Raw genomic sequence first — 25,777 nt, 5'->3', positions numbered from 1 at the left:
GCCGAATGACAAGCCTGAGCGGAAGGGCCTGACATGACAGATCTCTTGCAGCGGTTGTCCGTGGTACTCGGCGAGGTGATGTCCGTCGTCGAGGAAGACGACGACGCGCTGACCGTGACGGTCGACGGTTCGGTCGCCTCGGTGCGGGTGGTGCCCATCGCCGAGGATCTGGAGATGGTTTCGCTGACCCAACCGTTGGCGTGGGATCTGCCGCTGGACAACAAGATTCGCCAACGGGTGTCCGATCATGCCAGCAAGACGATGCTAGGCACGGTGGTGCTGGTGGAGAAGCTGGTCGAGACGTCCACAAACGGGGCGACGCCCAAAGGCGCTGCGCGCAAGCGGCCGGCCAAGAAGGTCGCCGACGTGATGTTGCGCTACAACTTCCCGGCGGCAGGGCTCACCGACGACGCGCTGCGCACGCTGATCCTGATGGTGCTGGCCACCGGCGCCGACGTGCGCCGGGACCTGATGACGTGACGGTCATTCGCATCGTCGCGGCAGTGGTGGTCGGTGAGGACAACCGGTTACTCGTGGTCCGCAAGCGCGGTACGACGGCGTTCATGCAGCCGGGCGGCAAGATCGAGCCGGGTGAGCAGCCGATCGAGGCACTGGCGCGGGAGGTCCGCGAGGAGCTCGGGGCCGGTTTTGACGTTTCGGCGGCCGAAGAACTCGGCCACTTCACCGCGCCCGCCGCCAATGAACCCGGCCACACCGTCGATGCGTGGCTCTACCTGATCAGCCTCGACAGTGAGCCGCGGCCGCAGGCCGAGATCGCCGAGATGGCGTGGATCGATCTGCACGAGCCGGGCGACGTTCGGCTCGCGCCGCTCACCGAGCACACCGTGCTCACGCTGGTACGCGATCGGGCCTAGCACCCCGCGTGTGAAGCGCTATGGCGAAAAATCGGCCTGGGGACCGCCACCACGCTTCATACGCGGAAAGTCGTTCAACCCGCGGCGCCGCCGCACTCGCCGCAGGTCCCGAAGATCTCGATCGTGTGGCTGACGTCGGAGAAACCGTGCTCGCGGGCCACATCGGCGGCCCAGGCCTCGACGTGGCCGCCCGAGATCTCGACGGTCGCGCCACAGGCCCGGCACACCAGATGGTGGTGATGGTCCTCGGAGCAACGCCGGTAGACCGATTCACCGGTGTCGGTGCGCAATGTGTCGACGTTGCCGGTGGTGGCCATGGTCTGCAGGGTGCGGTACACAGTGGTCAGGCCGATGCCCTGGCCGCGGCGGCGCAGCTCGTCGTGTAGTTCCTGCGCTGAGCGGAATCCGTCGGTCTCGTTGAGCAGGTCGGCGATCGCCGCGCGCTGCCGGGTGGACCGGACCGCGCCCGTCACTCGTGCTCCTCACCGGCGTGGGCGACGGCGTCGGCGACGATGTGGGCCAGGTGGTGGTCGACGAGGCGGTAGAGCACCTCGCGGCCGGCCCGCTCGCTGGCCACGACTCCGGCCTGCTTGAGAATCCGGAGGTGCTGGCTCACCAGCGGCTGCGGCACGGCGAGGGCGTCGACCAACTCGTGCACGCAGCGTTGGGACTGCTGCAGCTGCAGGACGATCGCAATCCGCAGGGGAGCGGCCAGTGCGCGCAGCAGCTCGCCCGCGGTGTCGAGGACCTCGCGTGATGGCAACTCCGGCGGCGGGGCGGCCCCGTGCTCGCGTGCGTCGTCGTGTTGAGTCGTCGTGAAATTGGAAATCGTTTCCATTACGGGCCAGAATACATGCGCGCTATTGCATGTCAACCGCTGCGCCGGCCGCGGCGGATTATCGCTGCCGGCGAGCTGGTCGCTACTCTGATGCACCGTGGCATCCATCATCGACACCGTTGCGAACCTGGCGAAACGCCGTGGCCTGGTCTTCCAGTCCGGAGAGATCTACGGCGGCACCAAGTCCGCGTGGGATTACGGCCCGCTCGGTGTCGAACTCAAGGAGAACATCAAGCGCCAGTGGTGGAAGTCCATGATCACCGGCCGCGACGATGTCGTCGGCCTGGACAGCGCGATCATCCTGCCGCGCCAGGTGTGGGTCGCCTCGGGTCACGTCGAGGTCTTCAACGATCCGCTGGTGGAGTGCCTGAACTGCCACAAGCGGCATCGGCAGGACCACATGCAGGAGGCCTACGCCCTGAAGAAGGGGCTCGACGACCCTGACTCTGTCTCCATGGATGAGATCGTCTGCCCGGACTGCGGCACCAAGGGCCGGTGGACCGAGCCGCGCGACTTCAACATGATGCTCAAGACCTACCTCGGACCGATCGAGTCGGAGGAGGGTCTGCACTACCTGCGCCCGGAGACCGCTCAGGGCATCTTCGTGAACTTCGCCAACGTGGTCACCACCGCGCGCAAGAAGCCGCCGTTCGGCATCGGCCAGATCGGCAAGAGCTTCCGCAACGAGATCACCCCGGGCAACTTCATCTTCCGCACTCGCGAGTTCGAGCAGATGGAGATGGAGTTCTTCGTCGAGCCGGAGACCGCGCCGGAATGGCACAAGTACTGGATCGAGACGCGGCTGCAGTGGTATGTCGACCTCGGCATCAACCGGGACAACCTGCGCCTGTACGACCATCCCAAGGAGAAGCTGTCGCACTACTCCGACGGCACGGTCGACATCGAGTACAAGTTCGGTTTCGCCGGCAACCCGTGGGGTGAGCTGGAAGGCATCGCCAACCGCACCAACTTCGACTTGTCCACGCACGCCAAGCATTCCGGCGTCGATCTGTCGTTCTACGACCAGGGCGCCGACACCCGCTACGTGCCGTACGTGATCGAGCCGGCAGCCGGCCTGACCCGCTCGCTGATGGCTTTCCTGGTTGATTCCTACACCGAGGATGAGGCTCCCAACGCCAAGGGCGGAGTGGACAAGCGCACTGTGCTCAAGCTCGACCCGCGCCTGGCCCCGGTCAAGGCGGCCGTCCTGCCGTTGTCGCGCAATGCCGACCTCTCACCCAAGGCCCGCGACCTGGCCGCCGAACTGCGCAGGAACTGGAACGTCGAGTTCGACGACGCCGGTGCGATCGGCCGGCGCTACCGCCGCCAGGACGAGATCGGCACACCGTATTGCGTGACAGTCGATTTCGACACCCTGGACGACAACGCAGTCACCATCCGTGAACGCGACGCCATGACCCAGGAGCGCATCGCGCTGGACAAGGTTTCGGACTACCTGGCGGTGCGGCTCAAGGGCGCCTGACCCTTTCACCGAGCAGTGCGATCAGCAGCCGCCGGCTCGCTCGTCCTGTCCAGGTTTCAGGCGAAGGCGCCGACGCGGGTCTGCCGGGTGAGTTCGTCGGCTAGCACCTCGGTGGCACCGGATTCGATGCCGTCGGCGATTTGGCGGGCGACGTCGGCGGGATCGTTCTTGGGCACATCGAGATCGGCGATCATCGATGTGTCGGTGTAGCCCAGGTAGACGCCGACCACATCGGTGGCTTGGCCGTCCAGCTCCAGGCGCAGCGAGTTGTTCGCCGACCACAGCGCAGCTTTCGAGACGCCGTAGGCGCCAAAGCCGGGCAGCCACGACAGCACCGAGGCGATGTTGACGAGCGTGCCCCCGGCCAGCTGGGGGGCGAAGGCCCTCGTCACGCGCAGTGCGCCGAACAGGTTGGTTTCGAGTACGGAACGGATTTCATCGAGGTCGCTGTTCAGCAGTGACTTGCCGCCCGTCACGCCGGCGTTGTTGACGACGATCGTGGCGTCGCCGGCCAGTGCGGCCAGCCTGGCGACTGAATCGCCGTCGGTGACCTCGGCTTCGACGACAACCACCCTCGGGTCGCTGCTCGGCTCGGGGGTTCGGCTGGTGGCGTAGACCTTGGCGGCGCCGCGGGCCAGGAGTTCGTCCACGATCGCCTTGCCCAGGCCCTTCTGGCCACCGGTTACCACCGCGGTTGCGCCCTTGATCTGATGGGACATTGGATTCTCCTTCGAACTCGGTTGACTGTGCGAACGTCATCTTCGTCAAGGCCAACAGCTGAGTAGGTATTCCCAACCCAGCTAGAATCTTGGCATGCGCGCCGATCCGTGGACCGACAATGCCTGTCCGATCGCCCGCACCATGTCGGTGCTGGGTCAGCGGTGGGCCATGCTGATCATCCGTGAGGCACTGATGGGCAAGTCACGATTCTCGGAGTTCCGCGAACGACTGGGGGTGGCTTCCGACGTACTCAGCGCACGGCTATCCGAACTGGTGGCGGCCGGCGTCCTCGAAGTCGTCGACTATCAGCAGCCGGGCGACCGGACCCGCAGTCGGTACGTGCTGACCGACGCGGGACACGACCTGATCCCGGTATTGGCCGCGATCGGGCAGTGGGGTCACGTCCACCTGGCCCGCCCGGACAGCAGCGATTACCGCTTCATCGAGGCGGACACCGGCGATCCCGTCGGTATCGGATTCCGTCGCGAGGACGGCACCACGGTTGCGACGTCGGAGGTCACGCTCGTCGACACGGCACGTAGTTAGCGCGCGATCAGAACCGGCCGCCGCCACCGCTGTAGCTGCGGCCCGACGAATGTGACGACCCGCCGTAGGACGTCGGGCGGCCCATGCCGCGGCCCCCGCCGAAGCCGCCTCCGTAACCTCCGCCGAAGCCACCTCCGAAACCGCCGCCCCCGCCGCGCAGGATGTTGCCGATGAGGATGCCGCCGAGCACGGCACCCATGTCGGAGCCGCCGCCCCCGCCGTACTGCGAGGTGTAGGACCGCTGCGCGGCGCGCACGTCATCGTTGGCCAGGCCCTGCGCCTGTGCGGCCAGCGTCGACGCCCCGTTGGCATGCGCCACCGCCTCATTGGGATTCACGGCACGCTTGGCTTCGGCGGCCTGAAGTTGCCGTTGCGCTTCGGCCAGTCGGGTGCGGGCCTCCGGTCCGATGCTGCCGCGCCGGGTCTCGATGAAGTCCGACACCGCCTTTATCCGTGACTGGGCGGTGAACAGCGCCTGCTCCAGCGCGCGGGCCAGCCGCTCGGCGGCTTCCTGTTGTTCGTGCACGCCGGCCAGTAGCTGATCGAGTTCGGCGTCGGCCTTGGTCAGCCGGGTGAACGTGCCCAGCGGGTCGGCCTTGCCGTTGGCCGTAGCGTCGTCGGCAGCCTTCTTCGCCGCGTCACGGGCCGCACTCAGCTTGTCGGCCTGCGGCGTACCGGATTGCCCCAGAAGCGAATTCGCCTGGTCGATACCGGCCTGAATATCGGTGATCGCTGCGGGCAGACCGGCCAGGGCCCGGTTGATGTCGGAGGCCGCGCTGTCCACGGCGTCGAGCAGGGTCCGGGTCTGATCGAGGGAGGACTCGGCCGAGCGCACCGCGTCCACCAACGCGGTCTGGTCGGTGGCCGGCCGCGATACCAGGTTGCGGGCCGTGGTGATGTTGCGGTCGGCGAAGGCCAGGCGTTCCCTGGCGGTGTCCACATTGGTCGACACCGAACTCAGTGCGGTGGCGTCGAATTGGGTGTGCAGGTTGCCCAGTGTCTGACCGGACGGTTCGAGGCGAGCGGTCAGGTCGACCATCTGCTGGGTCATGGCGTCGAGCCGGGTCGGGGCGTTGATCACCAGATCGCGCAGCTGCTCGAAGGCCTGGCTCTGGGCGTCCAGTTCGCGGTCGGCTCTGGCCGCCGACACCACCACCTGAGTCAGCAGCTGACGCTGCTGCAGCGGGGTCTCCGGTGCATCGTCGTCGAGCGTCTGGCGCACGTTGAATGCTTGGGCCAGAGCCTTTTTCGCATTCTCCAGCGCCGCGCTGAACGGTTCGGTGCGTTTGGCGCCGAACTCCTCGATGGCCAGTTCCAGCTCAGCGTCACTGGTTCGGACGGCATTGTCGACGTCGACCACGATCGAGCGGGACAGCTCATCGAGCGCCTCCAGCGGCACCGACGCCAACGCGTTGGCGTCGGTCGGATCAACTCGCTTGGCGGCCTCGAACTCGGCGTGGCGGCGCTTGGCCCGGCGCCGGCGCGACCACCACCACAGCAACCCGGCCAGCACCAGGATCACGCCAAGGGCGATCAGCATGCCCGGCCACGAGATCCCCGCTCCCGCCGGCGCGGCGGGAGGGTTGGCCTTCAGGCCGTTCGCGGCGGCGATCGCGGCACCGGCCCAGTCCTCGCGACGCAGGGCCGGTTCAACACTGTTGCGCCGAATGTCGTCGGCGCGGGCATTACCGCCGGGGACCGTGTTCGGCACCTGGAACGCATACGCGCGCGCGTTGGTGGCGACCGCCAGCAGTGCGTCGTCGTCACCGAGATCGCTGAGTTGAATCGTGCTTTGCGCCCAGCCCGACTGGTTCTGACCGGAGAAGTCCTCGACGAAAACCACCCACAGCTGAATACGTTTGGTGTCGTAGAGCTGGTCGAGGGCACGCTCCACACTGGCGCGCTGAGCGGCCGACAACACCCCGGCGTTGTCGGTGAGTTGGGTGGCCAACCGCAACGGCGGCTCGGCGGCGGCGCTGGGGGCAACCAGCAGGCCGGTCATCAGGATCGCGAGCAGCATGGACAGCAGACGGGCGATACGCATGACCGTCAATCTAGTGCGCTGCGGGGTTGACGCGTCGGTTCCTGGCAGACTGTGCGTCGGTGAACGGGGATACGCAGGCCGCCTATGACGACTTCGACCGGCAACGTCTGGTGGTCGAGTCGGCCAAGGGTGCCGCGCTGCCCGGGACCGACACCGAGCACCGCACCGACTTCGCCCGTGATCGGGCCCGCGTCCTGCACAGTGCGGCGCTACGGCGGCTGGCCGACAAGACCCAGGTGGTCGGTCCTCGCCATGGCGACACCCCGCGTACCCGGCTGACCCACTCACTCGAGGTCGCGCAGATCGGCCGCGGTATGGCGATCGGGCTGGGCTGCGATCCCGACCTGGTGGACCTGGCCGGCCTGGCCCACGACATCGGGCACCCGCCCTACGGGCACAACGGCGAGCGTGCGCTCGACGAGATCGCGAAACCGTTCGGCGGGTTCGAGGGCAATGCCCAGAACTTCCGGATCCTCACCCGGTTGGAGCCCAAAGTCCTTGACGCCGACGGGTGTTCGGCTGGGCTCAACCTGACGCGGGCTGCGCTGGACGCGGTGGCGAAATATCCGTGGCCCAGCTTCGGCACCCGTAGGAAATACGGCTTCTACGACGACGACGCCGCGGCCGCCGAATGGGTGCGTGCCGGCGCGCCTGCCGAGCGGCCCTGCCTGGAGGCCCAGGTGATGGACTGGGCCGACGACGTCGCCTACTCGGTGCACGACGTCGAGGACGGGGTGATCTCCGGACGCATCGACCTGCGGGTGCTCGGCGATCCCGATGCCGCTTCCTCGCTGGCGGACCTGGGCGCCAAGAACTTTTCCACCGTCACCCACGACGATCTGCTGGCCGCCGCCGAGCGACTGTCGCACGTGCCGGTGGTGGCCGCGGTAGGGAAGTACGACGGAACTCTGGCTTCCTCGGTCGCACTGAAGACGTTGACCAGTGAACTGGTCGGGAGGTTCGCCAATGCGGCGATCACGCAGACCCGGGCCGTCGCCGGGGCGGGACCGCTGCGTCGTTTTGATGCCGAGCTGACCGTCCCGCCGCTGGTGCGCGCCGAGGTGGTGCTGCTCAAGATGCTGGCGTTGCAGTTCATCATGTCCGACCACCGGCACCTGCAGATCCAGGCCGATCAGCGCACGCTCGTCCACGAGGTGGCACTGGCGCTGTGGGCGCAGGCCCCGGGCAGCCTGGACCCGCAGTTCGCGCCCGAATTCGACCTGGCCGCCGACGACGGCGCCCGATTGCGCGTGGTGGTCGATCAGATCGCGTCCTACACCGAGAGCCGGCTGGAACGGGTACACGAGGCGCGCTCACCCCGGCCGTTGGGCTGAGCGGACGGCTGGATCAGCCGATCTTCTCGACGATCGCCTTCAGTACGTCGTGGGTGCGGCTGTCCACAGGCAAACCCGTTCAACGCGACCTCCGCGCACGCATAGACTATGCCGGTGGCCGGCCGGATTTCAGATCGCGATATCGCGGCCATCCGTGAAAAGGTCCGCATCGAGGATGTCGTCGGTGACTACGTCCAGTTGAGGCGCGCCGGGGCCGACTCGATGAAGGGTTTGTGCCCGTTCCACGACGAGAAGTCGCCGTCGTTCCATGTGCGGCCGAATCACGGTCACTTCCACTGCTTCGGCTGCGGCGAGGGCGGCGACGTCTACGCCTTCATCCAGAAGATCGAGCACGTCAGCTTCGTCGAAGCGGTCGAGTTGCTGGCCGACCGGGTCGGCTACACCGTCACCTACACCGGCTCGTCGACCACCAATGTGCAGCGGGACCGGGGCAGCCGCAGCCGGTTGCTGGCCGCCAACGCCGCAGCCCAGGAGTTCTACGCCGAGCAACTGCAGTCCGACGAGGCCGCCGAAGCGCGCAAGTACCTGACCGAGCGGAACTTCGACGCCGCCGCGGCCGCCCAGTTCGGGTGCGGTTTCGCGCCGTCGGGGTGGGACACGCTGACAAAACACTTGCTGCGCAAGGGTTTCGAGTTCAAAGAGCTGGAGGCCGCCGGGCTGAGCCGCGAGGGCAAACGTGGCCCGATGGACCGGTTCCATCGCAGACTGTTGTGGCCGATCCGGGTGTCCTCGGGCGAGACCATCGGCTTCGGCGCACGCCGGTTGTTCGACGACGACCAGAACCAGGCCAAGTACGTCAACACCCCCGAGACGGTGCTGTACAAGAAGTCGCAGGTGCTGTTCGGGCTGGACCGCGCCAAACGTGACATCGCCAAGGGGCATCAGGCCGTCGTCGTCGAGGGCTACACCGATGTGATGTCCATGCACATGGCCGGGGTGACCACCGCGGTGGCATCGTGCGGCACTGCGTTCGGCGAGCAGCACCTGTCGATGCTGCGCCGGCTGATGATGGACGACAACTTCTTCCGGGGCGAGTTGATCTACGTGTTCGACGGCGATGCCGCCGGCCAGGCTGCCGCGGTGAAAGCCTTCGAGGGCGAGCAGAACCTGTCCGGTCAGTCGTTCGTGGCGGTGGCTCCCGACGGAATGGACCCGTGCGATCTGCGACTTCGCTCCGGCGACGGTGCGGTGCGCGACCTGGTGGCACGGCGAACTCCGTTGTTCGAGTTCGTGATTCGCAGCGCACTGGCCGAGCACGACCTGGACAGCGCGGAGGGTCGGGTGGCGGCGCTGCGGCGCTGCGTGCCGATCGCGGCCCGGATCAAGGACCAGACGCTGCGCGACGAGTACGCCAGGCAACTGGCCGGCTGGGTCGGCTGGGACAACGTCGCACAGGTGATCGGCCGAGTGCGGGAGGAAGCCAGTGGCGGCCGCAAGGATTCGCGGCGTCAGCCAGCGCGGCAACAGGCAAGACCCAGGCAGACCCCAGTCCCGGAACACATCGGCCGACCCAATCCGACCGATCCGACGCTGTGGCCGCAACGCGAGGCGCTCAAGGCCGGTCTGCAGTATCCGGTGATCGCCGGGCCGGTGTTCGACTCGCTGACCGTCGAGAGCTTCACGCACCCCGGTTACGCCGCGGTGCGTTCGGCGATCGAGGCGGCCGGCGGCACAGCATCGGGCAAATCCGGAGCCCAGTGGATCGAGGCGGTCCGCGAGCAGACCACATCCCCAGCAGCGGCCAGCCTGGTCAACGAACTGGGCGTCGAGGCCATCAACGTCGAGGACGACGAACACCTGCCGCGCTACATCAGCAGCGTCCTGGCCCGCCTGCAAGAAGTCTGGGTGGGCCGCCAGATCGCCGAGGTGAAGTCCAAGCTGCAACGCATGTCACCGGTGGAGCAGGGAGACGAATATCACGCCCTGTTCGGTGACCTGGTGGCCATGGAGTCCTACCGGCGCAGCCTGCTCGAACAGGCCAGCGGCGACGACCTGACTGCGTGATCACCCACATCGCGATAGGGTGACGGCAGTCGGGCACCTTCAGGCGAGAGAGGCACACCTGGTGACATTGTTCAGCACGCGGACGCGGCGGTTCGTCGCAGTGGGTGCATTTGCGCTGGCCACGGGGGCCGCATCGGCCGCCCCGGCGTTCGTCACAGCGTCCAACCCGGGGTCCGAGGTCACGGCGCAGCCCGCCTGCCTGGCCTGGTTCGGCAACAAAGAGGACGGCAAGTGCCTGTCCCACTCCAATGGCATGCCCGCCAACATCGGAACACCGTGGGTCGGCACCGGCGGCAATGGAGGATTCGTCACCGGTCCGCTGCTGCCCGGAACCTCGATCAACCAGGGGATCGGCTAACCGCTACCAGCTGGACTTTTTGGCGCTATGGTTCGCCGAACCGTCGGTGCTCTCCTTCGTGGCGAGCACCGACGTTTCTGCATCTATGGGGGTCAACGTGAGGAACTGCGGATCCGGCGACACCTGCTTGGCGATCTTGCGCCGTCCGGCGTCGATCACCGCCTTGGTTGCCGGATTGGCGGTCACCGCGCGGTATGTGCTGGCGATCTGCTCATAGCGGCGTCGCCCGGCCTTGGCGCCCAGCACGTAGCCGACGGCGATCACGGCGGCATAGCGGATCACAGAATTCCTCCCAAAGCGACGGGCCTCCCAGGCTGCAGATGCGTGTACTCCATCCTGCCTCACCGTCGCCCCGACGCGCCCGTCCGGGAGCGCATTGGCGGCAGCGGCGGTCCGTGCGCTAGAGTCAACGCTCGGCCGCGGAGCTTCCGCGGAAGGTAGTCCCCTGTAGCTCAATTGGCAGAGCTCCCGACTGTTAATCGGGCGGTTATTGGTTCGAGTCCAATCGGGGGAGCAAGTTTTCTCCAATCCCAGTCCTCAGGACTGGGGCCGGGCCTGCGCCTGACGCGCCGCCTGGGTAAGCGCCTCCACCAATGGATTGGACGCCGACGCGAGGGCATTCCGCTCCTCATCGGACAGTTGATAGAACGTCCACACGCCCCAAGCCGCCGGCCGCACATACACCGTCACCTGTTGCCTGTTGTTCGCCAGCACGGCCGGGACGGGTACCGCGCGATCGAGGGTGGCCGCGCTGGCCATCTCCTCGGCGATTTGTTGGACGTTGACTGATTCCTGCAGTTGGTACAGGACGGCCTTGTTGGCGGGGCCTTCCATGGCGAGGAACCAAGCCATCGGTGTCTCCTTTGGGGTAAGTGGTCGTGAGCGGTGATCCGCCGTCGAATCGCCAGAAGGATCGCGAGTCGATCGCAAACAGTGTCACCTATCGACGCGCCGTCGTCAGCCCACTCGCTGAGCCGGTTTGATTCGCTACCCTCGGGGTGTGTACCCACGGCTGATCGCCATCGTCGCCTTCGTCGGTCTCCTCGCGGTTGGTTGCGGCTGGAAACCGTCATCCGCGCCGCCTCCGAAACCCGACACCTGCGCACCGTCGGACGGTCCCGGCGCTGACATCGTCGCGGATCAGATCGCGAAACTCCCGGCACCCGCAGCGGGTAAGGAGTGGACCCAGATCGGCACCGGGCACACCACCAACTGCCGGCTGTACTGGGTGCAGGTGGGCCAGTCCAACCCCGAGCCCAACAGCGCCGGTCAGCTGCTGTTCTTCGACCGGCAGACCCCGATCGGCCCGGCCACCCCGGAACCCCGGCCCTACATCAACGTGGTCACCAACGCCGATGACACCGTGGTGGTGAACTACCAGTGGCAGCAGGGCCATGATTCGCCCACCGCGCCGACCGGTATCGCCACCGTGCGGTTCCGGATCGGGGACGACGGCAAGCTGGTTGCCGTCGACCCGGTTCCGAAACCCTGATACGTCTCAGCCGTTGACCAACTCGGCGGGGTCGAGCATCGCCGCATAGCGCAACTGCTCGGGGATGCCGAACCCGTCGACGAGGGTCTCGACGTGCGGGCGCAGCAAGCGGCAGCGTTCGTTGATCCCGCGTGTCACGGCCTTGGCACGTTCGGTGGACAGGTAGCGGTGCTCGATGAACCAGGCCTTGTCGCCCTCGATCACCGACAGCGCGTACAGATCGCAGACGTCATCGAGGAGCTCGCGGGCCGTGTCGTCCTCGCAGGCATCGATGCCCGCGACGAACGCCTCCAGGATCACCCGGTCGATGTGTGCCTGTGCGGCATGCAGCACGTGGTCCTGTACGGAGTTGAACGCGTCGAAGGCCGACATCTCCTTGGCCTTGCCCTGCAGCCGCCGCGCCACTGAGGCCAGGATGTACTCCTCGCGGTCCTCGAACATCTTGACCTGGGTGCCGCGGTTGAACAGGCTGCCTTCCTCCTCGTTGTCCTGGCGGGTGTCCAGGACGGTCTGGATGATGGTCTCTGCGGCAGTGCGTTTCAGGACCCGCTCGCCGGCATAGTTGGCCGCGAACCGGACCCATTCGACCGGGCTCATGCCTTTGATGTCGTCGGCGTAGGCGGTGAGCAGTTCCTTGGCCACCAGTTGGGTCAGCACGTGGTTGTCGCCCTCGAACGTGGTGAACACGTCGGTGTCGGCGCGCAGGGCGATCAGCCGGTTCTCGGCGAGATAGCCTGCACCACCGCACGCTTCGCGGGATTCCTGGATGGCGCGGCTGGCATGCCAGGTGTTGGCAGCCTTCAAGCCGGCCGCGCGGGCCTCCAGCTCGCGCTGCTCCTCCGCATCGGGATTGTCGGAGATCTGCAGCTCATGGCATTTGGCCACCAGTTCGTTCTGGGCGAACTGCAGCGCGTAGGACTTGGCGATCAGCGGCAGCAGCCGGCGCTGATGCACCAGGTAGTCCATGATCAGGACTTCCTCGGTGCTCTTCGGGGCCTCGAACTGCCTGCGTTCCAATGCATATCGAGTGGCGATGTCGAGTGCGACGCGCGCCGCGGCCGCCGCGCTGCCCGCGACAGTGACCCGACCGCGGATCAGCGTGCCCAGCATCGTGAAGAACCGCCGGCCCGGGTTCTCGATCGGTGAGCTGTAGGTGCCGTCGGCAGCGACGTCGGCGTAGCGGTTGAGCAGGTTCTCCCGCGGGACACGCACGTGGTCGAACACGATGCGTCCGTTGTCGACGCCGGGCAGGCCGCCCTTGTAGTGGCAGTCCGACGTCGTCACGCCGGGCATGTCGTTGCCCATGTCGTCACGGATCGGCACCACCAAGCAGTGCACCCCGTGCCCTTCGCCGTCCGGCGTGATGAGTTGTGCGAAAACCGCTGCAACCCTGGCAGTCTCGGCGGCCCCGCCGATGTAGTCCTTGCGCGCGGTGGGGGTGGGGGAGTGAATCACGAATTCCTGGGTCGCCGCGTCGTAGGTCGCGGTGGTCTCCAGGGACTGCACATCGCTGCCGTGACCGGTCTCGGTCATCGCGAAACAGCCGAGCAGGTCCAGGTCGATGAGCCGCTGCACGTAGGCCTTGTGGTGGCGCTCGGTGCCGAGATTCTCGATGGCGCCGCCGAACAGGCCCCATTGCACCCCGGCCTTCACCATCAGCGACAGGTCGCTCATGGCCAGCATCTCGATCTGGGTGATGGCCGCGCCGACGTCGCCGTTGCCGCCGTGCTCCTTCCGGAAGCCGTCCTCGGCTGCCCCCGCGGCCGCCATGATCTTGAGTTGCTCGGCCACTTTGGCCCGGGCGATGGCGGTGTTGGGGGTGTAATGCGGCCGGAAGATCTCGTCCGACAACGTGGTCCGCATGGCGTTCTTGACGTCGCGCCAGCGACCGTCCAGCGTGTTTCGCAGATGCTCGGCAGTGGAGGTCATACCCGACGGTAACGCGTTCGGCCGTCAGGGTGGGTGCGTTGGAGCGAAGGCAAGCCTTCCTGGACAAGCTCGACCCTGCCGCGCAAGACTGGCGCCATGCCGGAGTCGGTAGGTAAGTCGCTGTCTCCCACCGGCTTGCCGCACGTGAGCTATCACCGGCATGCCGATGTGACCGGAGGCTGGCTGCGCGCGGCGACCTTCGGTGCGATGGACGGTCTCGTCAGCAACACGGCGTTGATCGCGGGTGTCGGGGCAAGCTCTTCGGCGCAGACTGTTGTGCTCAGCGGCGTGGCCGGCCTGCTGGCCGGCGCCTTCTCGATGGCGCTGGGCGAATACACCTCGGTGACCACCGCCAACGAGCAGGTCGATTCCGAAGTCAATGTCGAGCGTCGGTCGTTCCGCAAGAACCCGGAGGCCGAGCAGGCCGAACTCGTGGCCATGCTCCAGGAAATGGGGATGACGCCCGAAACTGCGGCGAAGGCCAGCGGGGAAATCCACCGGGACGAGAATCGGGCGGTGAACTTCCATCTCGTGCAGGAGCTGGGAGTGGACCCGCGGGAGAAGCCGTCACCGTGGGTGGCCGGAGCTTCGTCCTTTGTGCTGTTCGCGATCGGTGCGATCGTCCCGCTGATCCCGTACCTGCTGGGCTTCGAATCGTTGTGGGCCGGGCTGGCCTGCGGTGGAGTCGGCCTGTTGATCGCCGGTGGGGTGGCGGCCAGGTTCACCCGTAAACCGGTGGCCATCGCTGGAGTGCGGCAGTTGGTGTTCGGCGTCATCGCGATCGCGGCCACCTATGCCGTCGGCATTCTCGTTGGCGCCGTCATCACCTGATGCTGCGCCGGATCCTGTTGGCCGGTGCCCTGGCACTGTCGGCGTGTGGGCCGGCGCATGCCACGCCCGGCTTGGACTACCTCGGTCAGCGCCAGGTAGCTTCGGGCGCGACCCTGGACGGCACCGTGATCGGGGGATTGTCGGGGATCAGTTACGACCCGGCCGCCGATTTGTATTACATCGTCAGCGACGACCGCTCCGCCGAGGGCCCGGCACGGTTCTACACCGCACGGATCACGATGTCGGACAACGGCATCGGTGATGTCGAGTTCATCGGCACCCATCCGTGGCTGGACCGCGACGCACAAGCGTTCCGCCCGTTGGACTCCGGCACGTCGGACGGCGCGGCGGCGCCATCGGTGGTCCCTCCGGATCCCGAGGCCATCGCCTTCGATGCCCGCAGACAACGGTTGTACTGGACCAGCGAGGGGGAGCGGCGGGTCGAGGGACCGGGCGCGCCGATCCTGCTGGACCCGTGGGTGCGGACTGCCGGGCTCGACGGCAGCTTCCTCGGCGAGTTCGCGCGACCGGATGCCATGCGGATGTCGGCCGGTGAACACGGCGCCCGCCGTAACAGCACGCTGGAGGGGCTCACGTTGACGCCGGACGGACGGTATCTGTGGGCGGCCATGGAAGGACCCGGATACGACGACGGCCCACCACCTGACGAGCAGCACGGTGCACGGACCCGCGTGATCCGCATCGACGTGGAGTCCGGGGAGGTCGACGGCCAGTACACCTACCCGCTGGAACCGGTCAGTGCCGGGCCCGGCGGGGACAACGGTCTGTCTGATCTGGTGGCGCTCGACGACAAGAACTTTCTGGTGATCGAGCGCGGCTTCGGCACACATGTGGCGGTGCGGATCTACCGGGCAAGTCTGGTCGATGGTTCCACCGAGATGACCAAGACACTGCTCGCCGACCTGACCTCCACGCCCGGGCTGGCACCGCTGGACAACATCGAGGGAATCACCTTGGGGCCCAAGCTGGCCGACGGTCGGCAATCGGTGATCGCCGTCAGCGACGATAATTTCTCGCCCACTCAGGTGACGCAGTTCCTGCTGTTCGCTTTCTGAGGGCGGCCGATGCGCCAGAGCCAGCTCGCGGTGATCGCACAGACCAGGGTGGCCACCAGCAGCATCTGCGATCCGCTGACCACCACGCTGACAAGGCCACCGATGACCGCGCCGCCGGCGAATCCGGCCCACAGCAGGAAATACCCCAGCCAGTCGCTCAGCTGGCCGCCGCTCAGGTGGCGTTCGATGCCCTGGCCCATCTTCACCAGCGTTCCGGTCACGTAACTCAAGGGGATCGACACCTCGCCGTCTTTCACGAACGACGTATTCAGCGCGCCGATACCAAAGGCCACGAACAGGATTGGAACGAAAGGGACATCGCGAGCTGTCCAGCCTCGCGCGATCATGTCCACCACGGTGGACACGATGAGCGCAAGCGTGGTCAACACGGTCGCGCCGTGAGGATGATTGACCCACAGGTGGCGGCGGCACAGGGATGCGATCACGACTCCACCGACAAAGGCGGCAATCAGCAGCGCCGCGCCAATCGCCAGCCACTCCTCGCCCTGAAACAGCCCGAGGAAAGCCCGCTCGGTGTTGCCGGTCATGAAGGTGACGAAGTACCCCGCGGAATGGGTGAACGCCGCCGCCCCCAGTACACCGGCGAGGCCGGCCAGAATCCACGACAATCGGGCCTCGCCGTCGAACTGTTGCGACATGTCACCCATTGTGGGGAGCCTTGCTGCTGCTCCGGGCGGGAATCACCCTTGGCGTCAGGTGTCGGAACCCACGGTGACCGCTGTCGCCTCGTCGGTGAGCTCGTCGATTTCGGTTTCCGCTGTGTCTTCCTCGTCGATGTGAACTAGGTATGAGCGCGTCAGGAACAGCACGCCGGCACCGGCCAGTACGGCGCCCGCGCCCACCCAGTACGGCAGGTGCACGCTGACCTGCTCGCCGAGCACCCCGGCCAGCCACGGTGCGACGGCAGCCCCGCCGAAGCGCAGGAAGCTGTAGGCCGCCGAGGCCACACCGCGTTCGACGGGGGCGGCCTTCATCACGGTCTCCGTGATCAGCGTGTTGTTGATCCCGATGAACAGGCCGGCGATCACGACACACGAGGCCAGGACGGTCTTGGAATCCGTCCAGACCCCCATCACGGCCAGCACCGTGGTGAAGGCGAGCAGGTTCAGGATCAGCACGCGCACGGTGCCGAAACGGTGTTGCAGTCGTGGTGCGACCACGACTGAGGTGAACGCCAACGCCAGGCCCCAGCCGAAGAAGATCAGCCCGATCTGATGGGCGGTCATGTCCAGTGGGAAGGGCGTGAACGCCAGCAGGGTGAAGAAGCCGAAGTTGTAGAGCAGTGCGGTGATCGCGACGCCCAACAGCCCCCGGTGGCGCAGCGCCCGGAACGGGTCGGCCAGCGTGGTGGCCCGTTCGGCGCGTGGGGTGGCCGGTAGGAGGAATGCGGTGATCACCAGGGCGAAGGCCATCAGCGCCGAGACGCCGAAGAACGGGCCGCGCCAGGAGATCGAGCCGAGTACGCCGCCGACCAGTGGGCCGATCGCGATGCCCAGGCCCAGTGCCGCCTCATAGAGGATGATGGCTTGTGCCACAGAGCCTTTGGCGGAGTTGACGATGGTGGCCAGCGCGGTCGCGATGAACAGGGCGTTACCCAGGCCCCACAGTGCGCGCCACCCCACGATCTGCATCACGTTCTCGCTCATCCCGGCCAGACCGGCGCCGGCGATGATGATCACCAGGCCCAACAGCAGCGTGCGCTTGGGGCCGATGCGGCTGGACACCACACCGGTGATCAGCATCGCCACGCCCATCACCGCCATGTAGCTGGTGAACAGCAGGGACACCTGCGACGGCGAGGCGTCGAGGTTGTCGGCGATCGGTTTGAGGATGGGATCGACCAGTCCGATACCCATGAAGGCGACGACGGAGGCGAAAGCGACGGCCCATACGGCCTTGGGTTGGCGCCACATAGGGCGGTAACTCCTAACTAGTTTTCGTGTGAGACGGACGCTCGTCGACGTCGGTGAGCAACCGGCGGATGATGCCGACAGAGGCTGCCAGTGTTCGGCGCTCCTCGGCAGTGAGCCGTTCCAGCCTCGGGTTGATCGCCGCGGCGCGGTCCGCCCTCGCCTGCTCCAGGGTCTCCCGGCCCTGCTCGGTGATCCGGATCAGCACGGCGCGGGCATCACCGGGATCGGTGGTGCGGGTCACCAGGCCGGCGTCTTCCAGGCGGCGAACCTGGGTGGTCATGGTCGGCTGCGAGCAGTGGTCGAGGTAGGCGAGGTCGGAGATGCGGGCCTCGCCCTGGTCCTCGATGGTGGACAGCAACCGGGCCTGGGCCCAGGGGAGCGGTAGTCGGGCGCGTTGGGTGGCCAGTCGGTTCAACCGGGCGACGACCGACAGCAGGTCGGCGCCAAGCTCGGATTTGTCGGTTACCGTGACATCCTCGGCGGTCGGGGTCGGCATACCCACCATGTTTACATAGATTCACTATGTAGTCTACCCGCCAGGCGTGCTCTCGCTCACACAACGGGCAGCCGACGGCGGCGAGCGCGGCTGGCAGAATCGAACGATGACCGCGATACCCCCGGCGACGACGCCTCGGCGCGGCCTCACCCCAGGCGAGCTTGCGCAGGCCGCGGTGATGGCTGCGCTGTGTGCGGCCACCGCGATCATCGCGGTGGTGGTGCCGTTCGCGGGCGGGCTGTCGGTGCTGGGAACGGTGCCGATGGGCCTGCTCGCGTACCGCTACCGGTTGCGGGTGCTGCTCGCGGCCACCGTCGCCGCGGGAACGATCGCCTTCCTGATCGCCGGCATGGGCGGACTGATGACCGTCGTCGACTGCGCCTACATCGGCGGACTGACCGGCGTGGTCAAGCGTCGTGGCCGCGGTACCGCCACGGCATTCGGCGCCTCGATCGTGGCCGGGGCGATATTCGGACTGGCGGCCATCGCTGCGCTGACCGTGCTGACCCGGCTGCGCAGCCTCATCTTCGACTCGCTGAGCGCGGGCATCGAAGGGATCGCCAAGGTGCTGGACCGCATCCCGGTGCTCGACGTGGCCGCCGAACCGATGCGGACCATCTTCGCCACGATGCTGGACTACTGGCCGCTGCTGATGTTGTTCCTTGGCATCACCAGCATCACCTCGGTCAGCATGATCGGCTGGTGGGCGCTCTCGCGGATCCTGGCTCGACTGCTAGGGGTTCCGGATGTACACAAACTCGATGCCTCCGAAATCGACAACGGGGACGACACAGCACTCATCGCCCCCGTTCCGGCGCGGCTGACCGACGTGCGGTTCCGGTACCCGGGGGTCGGGCGCGACGCACTGGGCCCGGTGTCCATGGAATTCCAGCCCGGCGAGCATGTCGCGGTGACCGGACCGAACGGCTCGGGCAAGACCACGCTCATGCTGATGCTGGCCGGACGCCAACCCACCTCGGGCAGCATCGAGCGGGCCGGTGCCGTGGGGCTGGGTCGCATCGGCGGCACCGCAGTGGTGATGCAGCACCCGGAAAGCCAAGTGTTGGGCAGCCGGGTGGCCGACGACGTGGTGTGGGGACTGCCCGCCGGCGCGACCGCCGACGTTGAGCGGCTCCTGACCGAAGTGGGCCTGGACGGGTTGGCCGAACGCGACACCGGAGGATTGTCCGGTGGCGAACTGCAGCGACTCGCTGTCGCCGCGGCGCTGGCCCGCGAACCCTCGCTGCTGATCGCCGACGAGGTCACCAGCATGGTGGACCAACAGGGCCGCGACACCTTGATGAACGTTTTGTCCGGGCTGACCGATCATCATCAGATGTCGCTGGTGCACATCACGCACTACAACGACGAGGCCGATTCCGCCGACCGTACGGTGATGCTCAGCGGCACCGCCGACAACACCGACATGGTGCAGACTTCCGCCGTTCCCGTGGCTGGCGCACCTGCGGCCCATCGCGGTGCACCGGTTCTGGAGCTGACCGGCGTCGGACACGAATACGCCAGCGGAACCCCTTGGGCGAAAACGGCTTTGCGTGACATTACGTTCACCGTCAACGAGGGTGACGGAGTGCTGGTGCACGGCCTGAACGGTTCCGGCAAATCAACCCTGGCCTGGATCATGGCCGGGCTGACCGTCCCCACCTACGGCGCATGCCTGCTCGACGGGGTGCCGGTGGCGCAGCAGGTGGGCTCGGTGGCGATCTCGTTCCAGGCCGCCCGCCTGCAGTTGATGCGCAGCACCGTCGGGCGCGAAATCGCTTCGGCCGCAGGTTTCTCGGCGCGTGAGGACGACAAGATCGCGGGCGCACTGGAGATGGTCGGTTTGGATGCGGCACTGGCCGAGCGCCGCATCGACCAGCTCTCGGGCGGTCAGATGCGTCGTGTCGTGCTGGCCGGGTTGTTGGCCCGGTCGCCACGCGCGCTGATCCTCGACGAGCCACTGGCCGGACTCGATGCCGCCAGCCAACGGGGACTGCTGCGGTTGCTGGAGGATCTGCGGCACAACAACGGGCTCACGGTCGTCGTCATCTCGCATGACTTCACCGGACTGGAAGGCCTCTGCCCACGCACGCTGCACCTGCACCACGGTGAACTCGCACTTGCCCCGACGACCGCCGGGGGTTCTCGATGACCGCTCCGACCCGAGGACAACGCAAACCGGTCGTGCTGTTGCGCCCGGTCCCCGGCGACACCGTCATCCACCGGCTGTGGGCCGGCACGAAGCTGCTCGCCGTGGCGGGCATCGGCGTGCTGCTGACCTTCTATCCCGGATGGGTGCCGATCGCCGCCGTCGCGCTGCTGGTTCTGGTGACCGCCAGGCTGGCGCACATTCCGCGTGGCGTGCTGCCGTCGATCCCGTTCTTCTTGTGGATCCTGCTGGCGCTCGGCGGGGCGCTCGCCGCGCTGGCCGGTGGTACCCCGGTGATCGATATCGGCTCGGTTCAGGTCGGTCTGGGCGGGCTGCTCAACTTCCTGCGGGTCACCGCGCTGGCGATCGTGTTGCTCGGGCTCGGCGCGCTCGTGTCCTGGACGACGAACGTCGCCGACATTGCCCCGGCGGTGGCCACCTTGGGCCGTCCGCTGCGGTTGCTGCGCATCCCCGTGCACGACTGGGCGGTGACGATTGCGTTGGCGCTGAGGGCTTTTCCGATGCTGATCGACGAGTTCCGCACGTTGTACGCGGCACACCGGCTGCGCCCGGTCGAACCGGCCGAGACGTTCCGGGCGCGGCGCAGACAACGGGTGGCCAATCTGGTCGATCTGCTCGCCGCAGCCGTCACCGTGGCGCTGCGCCGCGGCGACGAGATGGGCGACGCCATCACCGCACGCGGTGGTGCGGGCCAGATTTCGGCGGCACCGTCACGGCCCAGGGCGCGCGACTGGATCGCCTTCACCATCCTCGTCCTGGTCTGCGGCACTGCCCTTGCTCTGGAGCTCACCGTCCTGCCGACCAGCCTGCCGCGGCGGTGACAGCTGCCCGGGCCGCGACCTGGTCAGCCGGATGACCACGTAGACGATCACGGCCGCGACGACGAAGGCCGCCAGCCACGGCAGCAGCAGCCCGAACAACATCACGAACCCGGACGCCGCTGACACCAAGCCGTGCCAGCCGCGCTCGACCTGGCCCCAGAACCCCTGATACTGCGGGGCGGGGCCACCGACCTGCTCGGCCGTGATGTCGAGATTGACGGTGCTGTAGTCGATCTGGTCGCCGAGCTGGGTGCGCTGTGCACGCAGGCTGTCGAGGTCGGCCTGGCGCTGCGATAAGGCGTTCTCGGCACTGATCAACGCCTCGGGGTCCTTGGCATCGCGCATGATCCCGAGCAGCCGGTCGACCGAGGTCTGCAATGCCTTGATCCGGGCGTCGAGATCGACTCGCTGTGAGGTCACATCGTCAGAGCGGACCTCGACGGTCTGTACCGTGCCGAGTTTCTTGAACTCGTCGAGTGTGCCCTCGAGTTTGGCGGCCGGGACGCGTAGCGCCAGTGAGATGTGAGCGCGCCCGGAGCTGGAACCGGCGTCCTCGGAGCGGCTGTCCACCCGGCCACCGGCATCGGCGGCCAGGGATACGGCCTTGTCGGCTACCGCCGCCGGGTTGCCGGTGGTGATCGACATCGATGCGGTCTTGACGATGTCCCGCTTGACGTCAGCGGGTATCGGGGCCTCCTTGAGGCCCGGGCCACTTTCCGGCGCCGGAACCGGTGCTGCCGGGGCGAACCCGGCGTCACTCTGAGTGGCTGCCGGTGCCGAAGAGTTGGGGGAGTGCCCGGCCGCGCAGGCCGGAGCGGCGGCCAGCATGGCCACGGCAAACAATGCCACCGTCAAGCGGCGGTGGCGGGATGCACTGGTGTGCTTGGGCATCAGCCCAATGTAGGCGATGTACTCCAGGCCAGAGGCTGATCGCGGCCGGTGGTCAGCGCGCTGCGGCGGTGTTGGCCGCCCACTGAGCGTCGGCCAGTGACTTCTCGACATCGCGACGGCCCAGGAACATCTCGTCGAAATATGGCTTGAGGGCCTGATATCCGGCCGGAAAGCCGGCCGCGCCCGGCGCCGGGATCCGCGGCCCCCGCAGCACCCGGAAGAACGGGCTGACATCAACGCCGCGCTCCTTCCAGTAGTCGTGGTAGACGGGCTGGGCTGCCAGCACGGCCGGGATGGCGGCACCGCCTGCGCCCAGGTATTCGTTGCCGCGCTTGCTGCCCATCCAGTTCAGCACCTGGCGCACCGCGGCAGGATGGTGGGTGGCCGAGTTGGCCGCTGCAGCAATGCCATTGGTCACGCTGACTCGGCCCTTGGGGCCGGCGGGAAGCATTGCCACGCCCCACCGGAACCGGGCCTGGTTCGCAACCGCGGCCAAGTTGTAGGTGCCGGACTGGAACAGCGCCATCCGGCCTTGCAGGAAGGTGTTGCGGGAGAAGTCCCCGTTGTCGTTGGTGGCCGAGGCGGGCGGGGCGACGTGATCGTCGTTGATCATCCGGACCAGATAGGTGAAGGCCTCGACGGCCTGAGGGTTGTCGAAGGCGAAACGGTCTCCGATGTTGAAGATGCCACCCGCCGAGCCGATGTAGTTGAGGTAGATGCCCTGCAGATCATTGGCGGCGTTGTAGCCCCACTGCCGGATCCGGCCCGCGTCGAAACCCTCGGTGCCGGCCGGGCGGCCCTGCTCGTCGACGGTGAGCCTCGCCGCCAGCGACCGCAGTGTGTCGTCGGGTCCGTTCGACCACCGCATCGTGGTCAGCTCGGCGAGGTCCACGCCGGCGGCGTCGAGCAGGTCGGCGTTGAAGTACACCGCGATACCGGCGTCGGTCAGCTGGGGAACCGCCCACAGAGCATCGTTGCGGGTGAACTGGTTGACCACCGAAGGCTCCCAGGCCCGAGCGGCGTCGGCGCCCAAGGTCCGCCCGATGTCCAGCAACCGGCCGTTGTCGGCATATCCGGCCAGGTAGGCGTTGGACAGCCAGAAGATGTCATCGGCGCTGCCGCCTGCCACATCGGTGCGCAGGCTGTCGAAGTAGGACGAGTAGGCGACGGTGTTGACCCGCACCTCGATATCGGGGTGCTCCCTGGTGAACTCGGCGAAGGACTCCCGGTAGGCGGCCGCCACCTGCGAGTCCCACAGACGCAGGGTCACCACGGTGCGGCCCCCGGGTTCGGTGGTGCGGCCCAGCAGCACGGCGGCGACCAGCAGGACGACCATGGTCAGTGTCAGGCCGATCGCGGTCATCGTCGAGCGCCTCATGCCCGCTTCCTGTCGCGAGATCGACGTGAGGGTCGTTGCGACGGTGGATTCACAGCCCTGGTGTCGATTTCGGTGATCATTTGATTCCCGTCACGACGATCGAGCGGACGATGTTGCGCGAGAACGCGACGAACAGCACGATCAGCGGGACGATCGCCACCGTGGTGGCGGCCATGACCAGCGTCCACTGCGCGTTGTACTGCGTCTGCAGGCCGGCCGTTGCGACCGTCAGCACCTGCCACTTGCTGCCGCTGGTGATCACCAACGGCCACAGGAAGTTGTTCCACTGGCTCACCACGGTGATCAATGCCAGGGTCACCAGGATCGGGCGGCTGGCCGGCACCACCACGTGCGTGATCACATCGAGGGTGTGGGCGCCGTCGAGGCGGGCCGCGTTGATCAGATCGCCCGGGATGGACCGAAAGTACTCACGCAAAAGGAAGATCGCGTACGGCGAGCCGAACATGAACGGCAGCACCAGCGCCCAGAAGGTATTCCGCAATCCCGCCTCGGCCATCATCAGATACAGCGGCACCACGGTCACCGTCGCTGGCACCATCAGTGTCGCGATGTAGACCCAGAACAGGGCATCGCGGCCGGGAAACCGCAGCCGGGCAAAGGCATAGGCGGCCAGAACCGAGAACACCAGTTGGCCCAGCAGGATGACCGCCGTCATCAGTGCGGTCACCACGATGGCGCGACCGAAGCCCGCGTCGGACAGCCCGAGGTAGTTCTCAGGCGTCGGAGGTTTGGGCAGCGACAGCGGGGGATCGGTGGCGAACTGCTCGGCGGAGGTGAAGGAGGTGAGCAATCCGAGTCCGAAGGGCAGCAGCGTGATCGCCGCGCCGAGCAGAAGGCCCACGTAGATCACTGCGTTACGTGAGGTCATAGCTGATCCTGCGGCGGAAGTAGACGTGCTGGAGCAGCGTGATACCGACGAGGATGACGAACAGCACGATGGCCATCACCGAGGCCCGGCCTACGGCGGCCGCGCCGAATGCCTCGGCATAGATGCGGTGGGCCACCAGATCGGTGTGGCCCTGCGGCCCGCCTGCCGTCAGCGCATACACTGTATCGAATACCTGTGCGGCGCTGACGATTCCGGTGACCAGCACGAAGAACATCGTCGGGCGCAGCATCGGCAGGGTGATGTGACGGAACCTCTGCCAGTCCGTCGCGCCGTCGGTGCGGGCGGCATTGTGCACATCAGCGGGGATATTGAGGATGCCGGCCAGGAAGAACAGCGTCACGTAGCCGACATTGGTCCACACCACCACTGCAGACACCACCGGCAGCGCCAGTCCCGGGTCGGTGAGCCACTCCACCGGCCGGCCCAGCACGGTGCTGAGCGCCCCGTCGGTGGGGGCCAGGATCCATTTCCACAACACCGCGATGGCCAGCGGCGCACAGATCCACGGAAGCACGTACACGGTGCGGAAGAATCCGGTTCCCGGCAATCCCCGGGCCAGTAGCGACGCGGCGATCAGGCCCAGCACGGTCTGCGTCGGCACCACCAGCAGCACGAACAGCAGCGTCACCCCCAGTGAGGTGGCGAACGACGAATCGGTGAGCACCGACGTCCAATTGTCCAGCCCTACATACTCGATCGGGCCCAGCAGATCCCACCGCTGCAGGCTCAACCACAGCACCACCAGCATGGGTAGCAACAGGAAGGTGACGACGCCGAACAGGCTGGGGGCGACAAGCGCGTACCCCAGTGCGGTCGTGCGGACACGCGAGGTGGCCATCGAGTCATTAAAGCGGATCGGGGATTTCCGGCGCCACGGTGGTCGGTAACGAGGACTACCGGATCATCACGACGGAAATCGGTGGCATTTGACATCAGGAGGTGGCGCATCACCGGAGCAGTTCCCGGGTTGTGAGAGTCGCCAGTTCGCGCGGCGGATCGCCCAGTACGTCGCCAGCACCGCCGCACCGAGCAACGGGTAGCCCATCGCGATCCGCGCGACCGCCAACCAGCCGGTGAATCCACCGTCGTAAAGCCACTGCTGGACAATGAATCTCGCAGCGAACACGACGACGAACACCAGAGTCGCCACGTCGAACGCGCGCAGCAGGACCTTGTCGGCCCGCCACTTCGGATTTGGCCCGCTGCTGCGTATCAGATTCCACAGCACGCCGACCAAGGGACGCCGCACGACGAGGGAGACGGTGAATGTCGCGGCCATGGCCAGGCTGATCCAGATTCCCGGCAGGAAATAGTTTTCGGCAGAGCCGGTGTAATACGCGATCAACCCGGCGATGACGACACCGAGCAGTCCGGACACGGCCGGTTGAACGGGCTCGTTTCGCAGGATTCTGAGGACGATCAGGCCGATACTGGCGCCGACAGAGACCACGACCGCCGCGTTCAATCCCGCGATCGCGTTGACGATCACGTAGGTGAACGTGGGCACGCTGGCATACACCAGCCCGGCCACGCCGCCCATACGCTCGAGGATCGCCGGGGTCCGCTGCTCAAGTCTGGCCATGCCTCCATCGCACACTCGGACGTAACGGCATAGTCAATCCAGCC

The 25,777-nt window shown here is 66.9% G+C and carries 27 protein-coding genes and 1 tRNA gene; 13 read left to right on the top strand and 15 right to left on the bottom strand.

Annotated features, from left to right (window positions below; translation table 11 throughout):
• Window positions 1–33: 33 nt before the first annotated feature.
• Together HBE63_RS14485 and HBE63_RS14480 are read left to right on the top strand one after the other, a co-directional pair.
• The gene (locus tag HBE63_RS14485; RefSeq protein WP_166905355.1) at window positions 34–480 is read left to right on the top strand and encodes a hypothetical protein; all 447 of its coding nucleotides are present in this window, start codon (window positions 34–36) and stop codon (window positions 478–480) included.
• Window positions 477–875 carry an NUDIX domain-containing protein gene (locus tag HBE63_RS14480; RefSeq protein WP_166905354.1) on the top strand — a complete coding sequence of 133 codons (399 nt, stop codon included), beginning with the start codon at window positions 477–479 and terminating at the stop codon, window positions 873–875. Before HBE63_RS14485 ends, HBE63_RS14480 begins: the two co-directional genes overlap by 4 nt.
• A 74-nt stretch (window positions 876–949) precedes the next feature.
• Here HBE63_RS14480 and HBE63_RS14475 read toward each other — a convergent pair whose 3' ends face one another.
• Together HBE63_RS14475 and HBE63_RS14470 are read right to left on the bottom strand one after the other, a co-directional pair.
• Window positions 950–1,348 (bottom strand): Fur family transcriptional regulator, encoded by a 399-nt coding sequence (locus HBE63_RS14475; protein ID WP_166905353.1) that lies wholly within the window; start codon window positions 1,346–1,348, stop codon window positions 950–952.
• Window positions 1,345–1,713 (bottom strand): metalloregulator ArsR/SmtB family transcription factor, encoded by a 369-nt coding sequence (locus tag HBE63_RS14470; RefSeq protein WP_166905352.1) that lies wholly within the window; start codon window positions 1,711–1,713, stop codon window positions 1,345–1,347. The genes HBE63_RS14475 and HBE63_RS14470 overlap by 4 nt, the downstream gene beginning before the upstream one ends.
• A gap of 97 nt (window positions 1,714–1,810) precedes the next feature.
• Between HBE63_RS14470 and HBE63_RS14465 the strand changes: the two genes are divergently transcribed.
• A complete protein-coding gene (locus tag HBE63_RS14465; protein ID WP_166905351.1) occupies window positions 1,811–3,196 on the top strand; it encodes a glycine--tRNA ligase in 1,386 nt (461 codons plus the stop codon).
• Window positions 3,197–3,252: 56 nt separating this feature from the next.
• On the opposite strand, the gene HBE63_RS14460 is transcribed toward HBE63_RS14465, so the two are convergent.
• On the bottom strand, window positions 3,253–3,915 hold the full coding sequence (locus HBE63_RS14460; protein ID WP_166905350.1) for an SDR family oxidoreductase: 663 nt from the start codon (window positions 3,913–3,915) through the stop codon (window positions 3,253–3,255).
• 94 nt (window positions 3,916–4,009) lie between these two features.
• On the opposite strand from HBE63_RS14460, the gene HBE63_RS14455 reads away from it, so the two are divergent.
• Window positions 4,010–4,462, top strand: coding sequence for a helix-turn-helix domain-containing protein (locus tag HBE63_RS14455; RefSeq protein ID WP_166905349.1), 453 nt, complete (start codon window positions 4,010–4,012; stop codon window positions 4,460–4,462).
• 7 nt (window positions 4,463–4,469) lie between these two features.
• Here the strand turns inward: HBE63_RS14455 and HBE63_RS14450 are convergent, their stop codons facing one another.
• On the bottom strand, window positions 4,470–6,506 hold the full coding sequence (locus HBE63_RS14450; protein ID WP_166905348.1) for a TPM domain-containing protein: 2,037 nt from the start codon (window positions 6,504–6,506) through the stop codon (window positions 4,470–4,472).
• A 59-nt stretch (window positions 6,507–6,565) separates the two neighbouring features.
• On the opposite strand from HBE63_RS14450, the gene HBE63_RS14445 reads away from it, so the two are divergent.
• The 3 genes from HBE63_RS14445 (at window position 6,566) to HBE63_RS14435 (ending at window position 10,223) form a co-directional block, all read left to right on the top strand.
• Window positions 6,566–7,840, top strand: coding sequence for a deoxyguanosinetriphosphate triphosphohydrolase (locus HBE63_RS14445; RefSeq protein ID WP_166905347.1), 1,275 nt, complete (start codon window positions 6,566–6,568; stop codon window positions 7,838–7,840).
• A gap of 114 nt (window positions 7,841–7,954) precedes the next feature.
• On the top strand, window positions 7,955–9,865 hold the full coding sequence (gene dnaG / locus HBE63_RS14440; RefSeq protein ID WP_166905346.1) for a DNA primase: 1,911 nt from the start codon (window positions 7,955–7,957) through the stop codon (window positions 9,863–9,865).
• Between the two features lie 61 nt (window positions 9,866–9,926).
• Window positions 9,927–10,223, top strand: coding sequence for a hypothetical protein (locus HBE63_RS14435; protein ID WP_166905345.1), 297 nt, complete (start codon window positions 9,927–9,929; stop codon window positions 10,221–10,223).
• Window positions 10,224–10,226: 3 nt separating this feature from the next.
• On the opposite strand, the gene HBE63_RS14430 is transcribed toward HBE63_RS14435, so the two are convergent.
• Entirely contained in the window at window positions 10,227–10,505 is a 279-nt protein-coding gene (locus HBE63_RS14430; RefSeq protein WP_166905344.1) for a hypothetical protein, read from the bottom strand.
• Between the two features lie 159 nt (window positions 10,506–10,664).
• Here HBE63_RS14430 and HBE63_RS14425 point away from each other — a divergent pair.
• Window positions 10,665–10,737, top strand: a tRNA-Asn gene (locus tag HBE63_RS14425).
• A 23-nt stretch (window positions 10,738–10,760) separates the two neighbouring features.
• Here HBE63_RS14425 and HBE63_RS14420 read toward each other — a convergent pair.
• Window positions 10,761–11,075: a hypothetical protein gene (locus tag HBE63_RS14420; protein WP_166905343.1), complete on the bottom strand. Its 315-nt coding sequence runs from the start codon at window positions 11,073–11,075 to the stop codon at window positions 10,761–10,763.
• Between the two features lie 148 nt (window positions 11,076–11,223).
• Here HBE63_RS14420 and HBE63_RS14415 point away from each other — a divergent pair, with 148 nt between their 5' ends.
• Complete coding sequence (locus tag HBE63_RS14415) at window positions 11,224–11,715, top strand: LppP/LprE family lipoprotein (protein WP_166905342.1); 492 nt, start codon at window positions 11,224–11,226, stop codon at window positions 11,713–11,715.
• 6 nt (window positions 11,716–11,721) lie between these two features.
• Here HBE63_RS14415 and HBE63_RS14410 read toward each other — a convergent pair whose 3' ends face one another.
• Window positions 11,722–13,644 carry an acyl-CoA dehydrogenase gene (locus tag HBE63_RS14410; RefSeq protein WP_166905341.1) on the bottom strand — a complete coding sequence of 641 codons (1,923 nt, stop codon included), beginning with the start codon at window positions 13,642–13,644 and terminating at the stop codon, window positions 11,722–11,724.
• A gap of 96 nt (window positions 13,645–13,740) precedes the next feature.
• Between HBE63_RS14410 and HBE63_RS14405 the strand changes: the two genes are divergently transcribed.
• Both HBE63_RS14405 and HBE63_RS14400 read left to right on the top strand, forming a co-directional pair.
• Complete coding sequence (locus HBE63_RS14405; RefSeq protein ID WP_166905340.1) at window positions 13,741–14,475, top strand: VIT1/CCC1 transporter family protein; 735 nt, start codon at window positions 13,741–13,743, stop codon at window positions 14,473–14,475.
• Window positions 14,475–15,551, top strand: coding sequence for an esterase-like activity of phytase family protein (locus HBE63_RS14400; RefSeq protein ID WP_166905339.1), 1,077 nt, complete (start codon window positions 14,475–14,477; stop codon window positions 15,549–15,551). Before HBE63_RS14405 ends, HBE63_RS14400 begins: the two co-directional genes overlap by 1 nt.
• Here the strand turns inward: HBE63_RS14400 and HBE63_RS14395 are convergent.
• Genes HBE63_RS14395 through HBE63_RS14385 form a run of 3 tightly spaced genes read right to left on the bottom strand, consistent with a single transcriptional unit; the run spans window position 15,518 to window position 17,981 of the window.
• A complete protein-coding gene (locus HBE63_RS14395; RefSeq protein WP_243858656.1) occupies window positions 15,518–16,210 on the bottom strand; it encodes a YoaK family protein in 693 nt (230 codons plus the stop codon). The genes HBE63_RS14400 and HBE63_RS14395 overlap by 34 nt on opposite strands.
• 54 nt (window positions 16,211–16,264) lie before the next feature.
• Window positions 16,265–17,485 (bottom strand): MFS transporter, encoded by a 1,221-nt coding sequence (locus HBE63_RS14390; RefSeq protein ID WP_166905337.1) that lies wholly within the window; start codon window positions 17,483–17,485, stop codon window positions 16,265–16,267.
• A gap of 13 nt (window positions 17,486–17,498) precedes the next feature.
• The gene (locus HBE63_RS14385) at window positions 17,499–17,981 is read right to left on the bottom strand and encodes a MarR family winged helix-turn-helix transcriptional regulator (RefSeq protein WP_166905336.1); all 483 of its coding nucleotides are present in this window, start codon (window positions 17,979–17,981) and stop codon (window positions 17,499–17,501) included.
• 106 nt (window positions 17,982–18,087) lie between these two features.
• Between HBE63_RS14385 and HBE63_RS14380 the strand changes: the two genes are divergently transcribed.
• Together HBE63_RS14380 and HBE63_RS14375 are read left to right on the top strand one after the other, a co-directional pair.
• A complete protein-coding gene (locus HBE63_RS14380; protein WP_166905335.1) occupies window positions 18,088–20,133 on the top strand; it encodes a DUF2232 domain-containing protein in 2,046 nt (681 codons plus the stop codon).
• A complete protein-coding gene (locus tag HBE63_RS14375; protein ID WP_166905334.1) occupies window positions 20,130–20,972 on the top strand; it encodes an energy-coupling factor transporter transmembrane protein EcfT in 843 nt (280 codons plus the stop codon). Before HBE63_RS14380 ends, HBE63_RS14375 begins: the two co-directional genes overlap by 4 nt.
• On the opposite strand, the gene HBE63_RS14370 is transcribed toward HBE63_RS14375, so the two are convergent.
• The 5 genes from HBE63_RS14370 to HBE63_RS14350 form a co-directional block, all read right to left on the bottom strand.
• Complete coding sequence (locus HBE63_RS14370; protein WP_166909801.1) at window positions 20,862–21,800, bottom strand: DUF4349 domain-containing protein; 939 nt, start codon at window positions 21,798–21,800, stop codon at window positions 20,862–20,864. The genes HBE63_RS14375 and HBE63_RS14370 overlap by 111 nt on opposite strands.
• 115 nt (window positions 21,801–21,915) lie before the next feature.
• Entirely contained in the window at window positions 21,916–23,241 is a 1,326-nt protein-coding gene (locus tag HBE63_RS14365; RefSeq protein WP_166905333.1) for a sugar ABC transporter substrate-binding protein, read from the bottom strand.
• Between the two features lie 76 nt (window positions 23,242–23,317).
• Window positions 23,318–24,130, bottom strand: a complete 813-nt coding sequence (locus HBE63_RS14360) for a carbohydrate ABC transporter permease (RefSeq protein ID WP_166905332.1) — start codon at window positions 24,128–24,130, stop codon at window positions 23,318–23,320.
• On the bottom strand, window positions 24,117–24,989 hold the full coding sequence (locus HBE63_RS14355; protein WP_166905331.1) for a carbohydrate ABC transporter permease: 873 nt from the start codon (window positions 24,987–24,989) through the stop codon (window positions 24,117–24,119). The genes HBE63_RS14360 and HBE63_RS14355 overlap by 14 nt, the downstream gene beginning before the upstream one ends.
• Before the next feature lie 66 nt (window positions 24,990–25,055).
• Window positions 25,056–25,733 carry a DUF3159 domain-containing protein gene (locus tag HBE63_RS14350; RefSeq protein ID WP_166905330.1) on the bottom strand — a complete coding sequence of 226 codons (678 nt, stop codon included), beginning with the start codon at window positions 25,731–25,733 and terminating at the stop codon, window positions 25,056–25,058.
• Window positions 25,734–25,777 lie beyond the last annotated feature (44 nt).

The organism is Mycobacterium sp. DL440 (assembly GCF_011745145.1).
In the GTDB taxonomy this organism is placed as follows: domain Bacteria; phylum Actinomycetota; class Actinomycetes; order Mycobacteriales; family Mycobacteriaceae; genus Mycobacterium.
This window is presented reverse-complemented; position numbering and strand designations above follow the sequence as displayed.

Coding starts and splice junctions, on each gene's coding strand:
- HBE63_RS14485 (WP_166905355.1), top strand. CDS start 34: ATGACAGATCTCTTGCAGCGGTTGTCCGTGGTACTCGGCGAGGTGATG.
- HBE63_RS14470 (WP_166905352.1), bottom strand. CDS start 1,713: ATGGAAACGATTTCCAATTTCACGACGACTCAACACGACGACGCACGC.
- HBE63_RS14460 (WP_166905350.1), bottom strand. CDS start 3,915: ATGTCCCATCAGATCAAGGGCGCAACCGCGGTGGTAACCGGTGGCCAG.
- HBE63_RS14455 (WP_166905349.1), top strand. CDS start 4,010: ATGCGCGCCGATCCGTGGACCGACAATGCCTGTCCGATCGCCCGCACC.
- HBE63_RS14450 (WP_166905348.1), bottom strand. CDS start 6,506: ATGCGTATCGCCCGTCTGCTGTCCATGCTGCTCGCGATCCTGATGACC.
- HBE63_RS14420 (WP_166905343.1), bottom strand. CDS start 11,075: ATGGCTTGGTTCCTCGCCATGGAAGGCCCCGCCAACAAGGCCGTCCTG.
- HBE63_RS14410 (WP_166905341.1), bottom strand. CDS start 13,644: ATGACCTCCACTGCCGAGCATCTGCGAAACACGCTGGACGGTCGCTGG.
- HBE63_RS14405 (WP_166905340.1), top strand. CDS start 13,741: ATGCCGGAGTCGGTAGGTAAGTCGCTGTCTCCCACCGGCTTGCCGCAC.
- HBE63_RS14400 (WP_166905339.1), top strand. CDS start 14,475: ATGCTGCGCCGGATCCTGTTGGCCGGTGCCCTGGCACTGTCGGCGTGT.
- HBE63_RS14395 (WP_243858656.1), bottom strand. CDS start 16,210: ATGTCGCAACAGTTCGACGGCGAGGCCCGATTGTCGTGGATTCTGGCC.
- HBE63_RS14390 (WP_166905337.1), bottom strand. CDS start 17,485: ATGTGGCGCCAACCCAAGGCCGTATGGGCCGTCGCTTTCGCCTCCGTC.
- HBE63_RS14385 (WP_166905336.1), bottom strand. CDS start 17,981: ATGCCGACCCCGACCGCCGAGGATGTCACGGTAACCGACAAATCCGAG.
- HBE63_RS14380 (WP_166905335.1), top strand. CDS start 18,088: ATGACCGCGATACCCCCGGCGACGACGCCTCGGCGCGGCCTCACCCCA.
- HBE63_RS14375 (WP_166905334.1), top strand. CDS start 20,130: ATGACCGCTCCGACCCGAGGACAACGCAAACCGGTCGTGCTGTTGCGC.
- HBE63_RS14370 (WP_166909801.1), bottom strand. CDS start 21,800: ATGCTGGCCGCCGCTCCGGCCTGCGCGGCCGGGCACTCCCCCAACTCT.
- HBE63_RS14365 (WP_166905333.1), bottom strand. CDS start 23,241: ATGAGGCGCTCGACGATGACCGCGATCGGCCTGACACTGACCATGGTC.
- HBE63_RS14360 (WP_166905332.1), bottom strand. CDS start 24,130: ATGACCTCACGTAACGCAGTGATCTACGTGGGCCTTCTGCTCGGCGCG.
- HBE63_RS14355 (WP_166905331.1), bottom strand. CDS start 24,989: ATGGCCACCTCGCGTGTCCGCACGACCGCACTGGGGTACGCGCTTGTC.
- HBE63_RS14350 (WP_166905330.1), bottom strand. CDS start 25,733: ATGGCCAGACTTGAGCAGCGGACCCCGGCGATCCTCGAGCGTATGGGC.